This window comes from Bacillus sp. LR--39 (assembly GCF_053613335.1).
In genome coordinates this window covers 1-530 of the sequence record NZ_JBSIOT010001527.1, presented here as the reverse complement: position 1 = coordinate 530, position 530 = coordinate 1, and the positions used below count along the sequence as shown (strand labels likewise).

Sequence of the window (530 nt, the reverse complement as noted above, 5' to 3'; positions counted from 1 at the left end):
TATGAAGACAATGAAAGGCTTGAATTTTTAGGTGACGCTGTTTTGGAACTGACGATCTCCAGATTCTTATTTGCCAAATACCCGGCTATGAGTGAAGGAGATTTGACGAAATTGAGAGCCGCAATTGTTTGCGAACCGTCTCTCGTTTCATTGGCTCACGAGCTGTCATTCGGCGATCTTGTCCTGTTGGGTAAAGGCGAGGAAATGACAGGCGGAAGAAAGCGTCCTGCTCTATTGGCGGATGTTTTTGAGGCATTTATCGGAGCCTTGTACCTTGACCAGGGATTAGAGCCGGTCGAAAGTTTCTTAAAAGTTTATGTGTTCCCTAAAATTAACGATGGTGCTTTTTCTCATGTGATGGATTTCAAAAGCCAGCTGCAGGAATACGTGCAGCGGGACGGCAAAGGCTCTCTGGAGTATAAAATCTCCAACGAAAAAGGACCTGCGCACAACCGTGAATTTGAAGCCATCGTATCTCTAAAAGGTGAACCACTCGGAGTCGGAAACGGCCGTTCAAAGAAAGAAGCCGA

General features: G+C 46.0%; 1 protein-coding gene. It reads left to right on the top strand.

The features are described 5' to 3' along the window. Positions 1-530, top strand: a 530-nt coding sequence (gene rncS / locus ACWHAR_RS31575) for a ribonuclease III (protein ID WP_452088991.1), incomplete at both ends; no start/stop codon positions are given.